Below are 7,852 nucleotides of genomic sequence, written 5' to 3'. Positions count from 1 at the left end.
CGACCGCCCCCGCCCTCCGCTTCCCGCCCGGCTTCCGCTGGGGCACGGCCACGGCCGCCTACCAGATCGAGGGCGCCGCCTCCGAGGGCGGCCGCACGCCGTCCATCTGGGACACGTTCAGCCGCACGCCGGGAAAGGTACGCAACGGCGACACCGGTGACATCGCCGCCGACCACTACCACCGGGTCGACGAGGACATCGCCCTGATGCGGCGGATCGGGGTGACCGACTACCGCTTCTCCGTCGCCTGGCCGCGCGTCCAGCCCACCGGTCGCGGACCCGCCGTGCGCACGGGCCTGGACTTCTACCGGCGGCTGGTCGACGGACTCCTGGAGGCCGGCATCCGTCCCGTGGCCACGCTCTACCACTGGGACCTGCCGCAGGAACTGGAGGACGCGGGCGGCTGGCCGCACCGGGAGACCGCGTACCGCTTCGCCGAGTACGCCGGCCTCGTCGCGGAGGCCCTCGGCGACCGGGTGGCGACCTGGACGACGCTCAACGAGCCCTGGTGCGCCGCCTTCCTCGGGTACGGCAACGGGGTGCACGCGCCGGGCCGCACCAGCGCCGAGGCCTCGCTGCGCGCCGCCCACCACCTCAACCTGGCGCACGGGCTGGCGGCCCGGGTGCTGCGGAAGGCGGTCCCGGCGACGGCGGAGGTCTCCCTGACCCTGAACCTGCACGCCGTACGGCCCTGTTCGCAGGCCCCCGAGGACGTGGACGCGGCCCGCAGGATCGACGCGGTCGGCAACCGGATCTTCCTGGACCCGGTCTTCCACGGCCGGCTCCCTGAGGACCTGGTGCGGGACACCTCGGCGGTCACCGACTGGAGCTTCGTCGCGGACGGCGACCTGGCGGCGGTCTCCGCGCCGCTCGACTCCCTCGGCATCAACTACTACGCGCCCTCGCTCGTCGGGGCCGGCACCTCCGACTCCCCGTCGCCGTGGGCGGGCGCGGAGCGGCACGTGCGGTTCGAGACGGTGCCCGGGCCCCGGACGGCCATGGACTGGCCCGTCGACGCGGACGGCCTGCACGGGCTGCTGCTGCGGCTGCGGGACGAGCTGCCGGGGGTCCCGCTGGTCATCACCGAGAACGGGGCCGCGTACGACGACTACGCCGACCCCTCCGGCCGGGTGAAGGACCCGGAGCGGGTGGCCTATCTGCACGCCCACCTGGCCGCGGTGCACCGCGCGCTCGCCGACGGGGCGGACGTCCGGGGCTACTTCCTCTGGTCGCTCCTGGACAACTTCGAGTGGGCGTACGGCTACAGCAAGCGGTTCGGCATCGTCCACGTGGACTTCGCCACCCAGCGCCGCACGCCCAAGGACAGCGCCCGCTGGTACGGGGAGGTCATCGCGCGGGGCGGCCTCGACACCCCGTGACGGCGCCGGACACGTGTCCGGCCCGCGCGGGAGTGGCCCCGTGCCGGGAGCCCGCCACCCGTGGGGCTCCCGGCACGGGGCGCGGGGCGGATGGTCAGGCGCGCTGCCAGAGCGCCGGGGTGGCCGGCGGCTCCCAGCCGGTCTGGGCCTGGTGGCCCTGGAGGCAGCGGTAGGTGCCGCCGCCGTAGGTGACGACGTCACCGGCCTTGTACACCTTGCCGACCGCCCAGGTGCCGCCGGGCTGCGGTTCGCCCGGACCGGGGCCGGGGTCCGCGCCGGTGGTCTTCAGGGTGAGGCCGTAGTTCTGGAGGATCGGGTTGAGCGGCTGGAAGAAGGTGGTGCCGCCGGTGGAGCAGTTGCCCGAGCCGCCGGAGGTCACGCCCTGGGCCTGACTGCCGGAGATGTACGAGCCGCCGGAGTCGCCGGGCTCCGCGCACACGGTCGTCCGGGTCACCCCGCTGATGGTGCCCTCGGGGTAGGTGACGCTGGTGTTGTGCTGCTGGATGGTGCCGCAGTGCCAGCCGGTCGTGGAGCCGGATCGGCAGACGGAGGAGCCCACGGGCTGGAGCACGGAGCCGGTCACCTGCGCGTGGGCGCCGCCCGCGCCCTTGACGTACGGAGTGGCGGTCCAGCTGGAGTTGGCGGCGACCCAGGCCATGTCGTTGCCGGGGAACACCGAGGCCTGGAAGGTGCCCTGGGCGACCTGGTTGTAGCCGCTGGTGCTGGTGCCGGTGCGGCCGCAGTGACCGGCGGTGGCGAAGCCCTGGGTGGTGCCGCGGGTGACGGCGAAGCCGACCGAGCAGCGGCCTCCGCCGCCCATGTGGTAGGCGTCGCCGCCCCGGATGTCGTAGAGCGGGCGGGGCGCCTCGGCGGTGCGGACCACGCGGACGAGGTCGCGGGGGACGCCGGTGGCGGCGAGGAGCCGGTCGCCGGCTCCGGCGCGGGCCTCCTCGACGACGAGGACGTTGGCGCGGACGTCGACGTAGCGGACCGGCGCGTCGGCGGTGGCGGCCCGGTCCAGGGCGGCCTTGGCGCGGTCCAGGACGGCGAGGCCGTGGGGGACGACGCGCACGGTGGCGCCCGCGGCCCGTATCGCGGCGGCGTCGGCGGCGCGGGTGGTGGCGACGGTGAGCGTGCGCGCCTCGGGGCCGTCGACCCAGGCGCCGGCGAAGGCGGAGCCCAGGCTCTGCCGGAGGCGCGCGGCGGTGGCGCCGGCCTCGGCCTCGTGGGCGAGGCGGGACAGCGCCTGGGTGCGGGTGAGGCCCAGGTCGCGTTCCATGGCGCGCAGCAGTTCGGGCGGGGCCGCGTCGGCGCCGAGCGTCCGGGCCGCGCCGGCGGTGGCGCCGCTGGAGACGGACGGGGCTTCGGGCCGGGCGACGGCGGTGGCGGAGCCGGCCTGGAGGCCGGCGAGCGCGAGACCGGCGGCGGCCAGCACGGTACACGCCGTGCGGGCGTGTCGTCGGAGCATGGGGGCTCTCCTCGGGTTGCGGTGGGGATCTGCGGCCACCGTAGGAATCCCGGGGAGACGGCGGGAGCTGCCGGTCGGCCCCTGCCATGGCGTTATGGCCACCGCCGGCACGCCGGGGACGTCCTGGGCGGTGTCCGTGACGCCGCGCCTGGCCCGCGACTCCCCCGGAGCTTCGCCCGGGAGGTGCCCCGACGCGCCCGCAGGTCCTCCCCCGTGGCCCTTGGTGTCCCCGGCGTCGTCGGGCTCACCCGGGTACGGCCCGTACGAGGGCGACCCTCCGCCTCGCGCTCCTCCCCTGGGCGCCGCCGGTCCGGGGAGACCCCGGGCACCGGACGGCGCGGGCCCTGCCCCGGGGGGCGGACGCCGCTACGTTCCGGACACGGCCTGGTCCCGCACGGTTCCTGACGCCCGCACAGCACCGGACGCCCGTACGGGGACGGCGGCGGCGTGGGGCACGGCCGGCGCGGGGGTGTGGGCGGCGCTGCGGGTCAGCGCGTCGGTGTGGGCGGCCCGGGCGTGGGCGAGGACGGCGGCGGCGCGGCTGGCCGCCCGGCCCTCGGGGTGCCAGCCGAGGAGGTGCCGCCAGACGAGCGGGGTCCCGGCGAGCGGGCGGATCACCAGGCCGGGGGTGGCGGGGAAGGTGGCGCGGCACAGACCGACGGCGCGGCCCACCTGGACCAGGTGGACGCAGGAGGCGGTGTCCGTCTCGTAGACGCAGGCGGGGGTGAAGCCGGCGCGGACGCAGGCGGCGGCGAAGCAGTCGCCGAAGCAGCCGTCGCCGGGTACGTCGCTCCACGCCTCCGCGGCCAGTTCGGCGAGTTCGATCTCCGCGCGCCCCGCGAGCGGGTGGTCGGCGGCCAGCATGACGTGCACGGGGTCTCGGGCGACCTCGGTCCACGCGAGCCGCCCCGCCTCGGGTGGTCCGCTCTCGCCGCAGACCCCGACGAGGGCGAAGTCGAGCCGTCCGGCGGCGACCCCGCGGGCGATCTCCCGCTCCGACCAGGAGGTGTACGTGGTGACCTGGGCGCCGGGTTCGGTGCGGGCGAGCCGGTCCACGAGGCCGCCGAGGAGCGGGCCGTGGGTGCCGCCGAGCCGGTATCCGCCGGTGCCCTGCCGGGCGAAGCGGACGGCTTCCTCCTGGAGTTCGCACACGGCGGGCAGGACGACCCGGGCCCGGTCGAGGACGAGGTCCCCGAGGGCGGTGGCGCGTACGCCGTCCCGGCCCCGCTCGAACAGCGTCCCGCCGAGGGCCCGCTCGATGCGCTTGAGCTGGGCGCTGAGGGCGGGCTGCGCGAGGCCCAGGACCGTCGCGGCGCGGGTGAGACTGCCGGCGTCCGCGATGGCCCGGATCGTCTTGAGGTGTCGCAACTCCAAGTCCATGCGGAGAGCTTGCCGCTCTCCCCCGGATAGGTCCATACCAAGGAAGGGGCTTGGAAAGCCCTCAGGGAACCCCTAGGGTAAGTTAGGTGAGCCTTACCTAACCGATCAGGGGGTTTCCCGATGGTCTCCGATCCTTCCTCGACCGAGCCGACGGACGCGGAGCGCGTCCGCACGGTCGTGGCCGCCGCCGACTCCCTCACCGTGGTCACCGGCACCCGCGACTACGTGCTCCTCGGCGCCGGCCTGCACACCGTCGGCGAGGACGGCCGCCTCCTCCTGCACGTCCCCGCGGACTGCCCGCTGACCGCCGAGGTCGCCACCGCGCCCTGCGGGGTCCTCTCCGCCCTGCTCGAGTTCACCGACGTGGCCCCCGTCGCGCTGCGCGACCGGGTGCGCGCCCGGGTCACCTTCGCCGGCCGGCTCACTCCCGGGGCACGGGACACCGACCTGCGCCTGGACACGGCCCATGTCTCCCTGGAGACGGCCCGCGGCACCGTCACGGTCGGCCTGGACGAACTGGCCCGTGCCCGGCCGGACGCCCTGGCCCCGTACGAGGCGGGAATGCTCACCCACCTGGTCGACGGCCACGGCGACGTGGTGGAGCTCCTCGCCGGGCTGCTGGACCCGGCCCTGCTCCGGGGCGCGACCGCCGTCCGGCCCGCCGCCGTGGACCGCCACGGCCTCACCCTGCGGGTGGAGCGCGCCACCGGGCACGACGACGTCCGGCTCCCCTTCACCGCCCCCGCGTACGGGCCCGCCCAGGTGGGCGACCGCGTGCACGGCCTGATCGCGGCGGCCGAGCGCGCCTTCCACGGCCTCGCCCCCCTGCCGCTCGGCCCCCGCCCCGAGTGAGGCGGGGGCGTCAGGGACCCTCCTCCTGGAAGTCGTCGCCCGCCAGGCGCAGCGCCAGTTCCTGGAGGATCGCCTCCGTCCTCGGCTCGGCGCCCGTGCCGTCGTACGCGTCGGCCACCGTCTCGAAGGCCAGGATGAAGCCGTTGACCAGCGCGCTCAACGGCTCGGAGAGCTGGGCGAGCACGGCGAAGCCCGCTTCCTCGGCCGTCGCCCCCGTCCGTACCTCGAACTGCTCGGGAATGACCTCCCCGAGCAGGTCCGAGGCGATGCGTTCGTCCACGTCGGAACGCAGGGCCGTGAGCGCGGCGATGGCCTTCAGCTTGATCTCGTTCTCCGTCACATGCCGAGGTTAGGCCGAAACGGGCGCGCGGCGGGGGAGCCGCGAGCGAAGCCCCGGCGAACCCGGGGTGCCCGCTCAGGAGGCGTTCGGGCCGACGTCCGCCGTGGTGAGGGGTGAACGGAGCGGGGCGGCGGTCGTGTACTGGTCGGCGCCCACGTCCCGGGCGGCGCCACGGGGGTGGCCGTCGAGGTCCTCGGTGACGGCCGGGCTCGCGAGGGTCGCCGCGCCGATCGCGGGGCTGCCCGCCGTCAGGCGGTACACCCCGTCGGCACCCCGCTGGAGGCGCGGGTCGGTGCGGACGAAGCCACCCGCCGGCACGTTGCCGTTGGCGGCGGCGCCCCACAGGATGTTGCCGCTCCACCGGAAACCTCCGGTCGCGCCCATCGCGACGAGCGTGCCCGCGTCGCCCACCAGCAGGTTGTCGGCGACGACCACGTCACGGGGCTCGTGGTCCCTCGTCTCGCCGAGCAGCGTGCGGGTGTTGCCCCACAGCGTGTTGTGCGCGACGACCGCGCGGTCGCAGGCGTCGTTGCCACGCCGCTCCTCGGTGGTCTCGCCCTCGTGGTGGTCGCGCGTGGTGCCGCTGCCGATCACCAGGGCCTTGCCGGTGAGCCCCGCGACGTAGTTGTTGACGATCAGGTGGTCGTTGCCGTAGACGCGGATGCCGTCGTGGCCGTCGACGAGGTGGTTGCCCGCCACGGTCGTCCGGTTGCCGTGGCGCAGGACGATGCCGCCGAGGCTGTCGCGGACGGTGTTGTAACGGACCGTGTTGTCCGAGGACTTGACCGAGACCGTCTCCGGGTCGCCGTCGCACCGCTCGAAGAGGTTGTACTCGACGAGGGCGTGGGCCGGCGTGAGGGCGCGGGAACTGACGCCGAGGCGGATGGGCTCGCCGCCGTTGGCCCCGGCGAAGCTGTGGTCGGAGAAGTGGTTGCGCAGGACGTGGAGCCGCTGCGCCATGCCCGTCGTGCCCGGCCCGTCGACACGGAGGAAGATGCCCTCGGTGGTCTTGTGGTGGAAGTGGTTGCGGTCGATCTTGACGTCGTCGCCCTGGACGATCACCCAGTCCAGGCCGGCGAGGTCGGCGAACCGCAGGTCGTTGCGGGTCAGCCGGATGCGGGTGCTGCCGACGGGGATCACCATCGAGGTGCTCTGCCGCAGGGCGAAGCCGCTGATGGTGATGTCGCTGGAGTCGTCGAAGACGAAGCCGCGCGTGCCCTGGAGCACCGCGCCGCCCCGCGAGGCGGCGACGACGGTGATGGGGGCGCTGCTGGTGCCGCGCTTCCCCGCGAAGCTGATGCCGTCCGAGGGCAGGGTGTAGGTGCCGTCGGCCAGGGCGATCCGGTCGCCGGGCAGCGCGCGGTCGATCGCGAGCTGGAGTTCGGCGAGCGAGGCCACGGGGACCACGCGCTCGGCGGCGAAGGCCGCGGACGCCGCCCCTCCCACGGCGGCGGGTACGGCGGCGAACGCCGCGCCCAGCAGCGTGCCCTTCAGAAGCGTGCGTCGTCGCATGATGCGTTCTCCCGTGATCGGCGAATGCGCGCACGCGGTCCCGTCGTGCGGCGCGTCCCCCAGCTTTCCGCCCGGTCCTGCCGTCCCGCTCACGAACGGCTAACGCCCGGCGGCGGACGGACCGCCGGCCTCGCCCGTGGCCGGCCGCCCGGGCGCGGGACGCCTGGCCCGCGGTCCCGCGCGCCGCCGGGACGGTGAGGGGACCGCCGTACACCGAGGGGGCCCGCGTTCGGACGGCGGCAGGACGGGCCGGTGGTACGTCGACGGGTGCCCGCGGCAGGGATCGGGACCTGCACGGCGGCCGGGGCCCGGCGCCGCCGTGGCGCGGGCCCCGCTGCCACCGGCTGTCGCGGAGGCGCGGCGCCCTGACCTTCTGCCCGGCCGTGGTCGGCGCGGGAGGCCGAACCGGCCGCGTGCGTCCCGGACGTGGAGGGGTTGTTCGACCTGCCGGCCCCGCTCGCGGGGCGGTTGTGCGACGCGGACCCCGACCGGTGCGCGGCCCAGCCGGGCCCTCCGCCACGCGCCACGCCCCCGCCGCGGCGGGCCCGTTCGGACGGTCCCGACAAGCCGGGACCTCGACCCGGGCAGCGGGATCGGCGGGCCCGGCGGGCGATGGCGCCGGGGTAAGGCCGGGGCCGGGCGCCGAAGGGGACGTACGGCCCGGGGCCGGGGCCACCGGGGCCGAGGCGTGGACGCCCGGGCGGCCCGCCCGGGACGGCCGGTACGGTTCTCCTGCCCGCTCCGGGGTCGAGGGCCGCGCCCGGACCGGCACCGTCCGCCGTACAGCGCCCGAGGAGGCAGGACGATGGAGCAGACCGCCGCGACGCCCGGCGAGGCCTCCGGCGCGCCCGCCGGCCGGGCCGGGCCGCCGGTGCCGGTCCGGGCGGTGTCCGGCGAGTCCCCGGCCGGGTCCGGCGGCCC

The 7,852-nt window shown here is 76.2% G+C and carries 6 protein-coding genes; 2 read left to right on the top strand and 4 right to left on the bottom strand.

Annotation, left to right across the window (positions count from 1 at the left end; translation table 11 throughout):
* Positions 1–1,379, top strand: a 1,379-nt coding sequence (locus RIF68_RS19530) for a GH1 family beta-glucosidase (RefSeq protein WP_309052567.1), incomplete at its 5' end; no start/stop codon positions are given.
* A gap of 94 nt (positions 1,380–1,473) precedes the next feature.
* Here RIF68_RS19530 and RIF68_RS19525 read toward each other — a convergent pair.
* Positions 1,474–2,847, bottom strand: a complete 1,374-nt coding sequence (locus RIF68_RS19525; protein WP_309052566.1) for a carbohydrate-binding protein — start codon at positions 2,845–2,847, stop codon at positions 1,474–1,476.
* Between the two features lie 366 nt (positions 2,848–3,213).
* On the bottom strand, positions 3,214–4,227 hold the full coding sequence (locus tag RIF68_RS19520) for a LysR family transcriptional regulator (protein ID WP_309052565.1): 1,014 nt from the start codon (positions 4,225–4,227) through the stop codon (positions 3,214–3,216).
* A gap of 120 nt (positions 4,228–4,347) precedes the next feature.
* Here RIF68_RS19520 and RIF68_RS19515 point away from each other — a divergent pair, with 120 nt between their 5' ends.
* Entirely contained in the window at positions 4,348–5,079 is a 732-nt protein-coding gene (locus tag RIF68_RS19515; protein ID WP_309052564.1) for a DUF2470 domain-containing protein, read from the top strand.
* 10 nt (positions 5,080–5,089) lie between these two features.
* Here the strand turns inward: RIF68_RS19515 and RIF68_RS19510 are convergent, their stop codons facing one another.
* Together RIF68_RS19510 and RIF68_RS19505 are read right to left on the bottom strand one after the other, a co-directional pair.
* The gene (locus RIF68_RS19510) at positions 5,090–5,419 is read right to left on the bottom strand and encodes a hypothetical protein (protein WP_309052563.1); all 330 of its coding nucleotides are present in this window, start codon (positions 5,417–5,419) and stop codon (positions 5,090–5,092) included.
* Positions 5,420–5,494: 75 nt separating this feature from the next.
* Complete coding sequence (locus RIF68_RS19505; RefSeq protein ID WP_309052562.1) at positions 5,495–6,931, bottom strand: polysaccharide lyase 6 family protein; 1,437 nt, start codon at positions 6,929–6,931, stop codon at positions 5,495–5,497.
* Positions 6,932–7,852: the final 921 nt, after the last annotated feature.

The sequence above is a fragment of the Streptomyces sp. genome (genome assembly GCF_031178505.1).
In the GTDB taxonomy this organism is placed as follows: Bacteria; Actinomycetota; Actinomycetes; order Streptomycetales; family Streptomycetaceae; genus Streptomyces; species Streptomyces gulbargensis.
The sequence above is the reverse complement of the archived record's forward strand: the minus strand, read 5'-3'. Positions and strand labels throughout refer to the sequence as shown.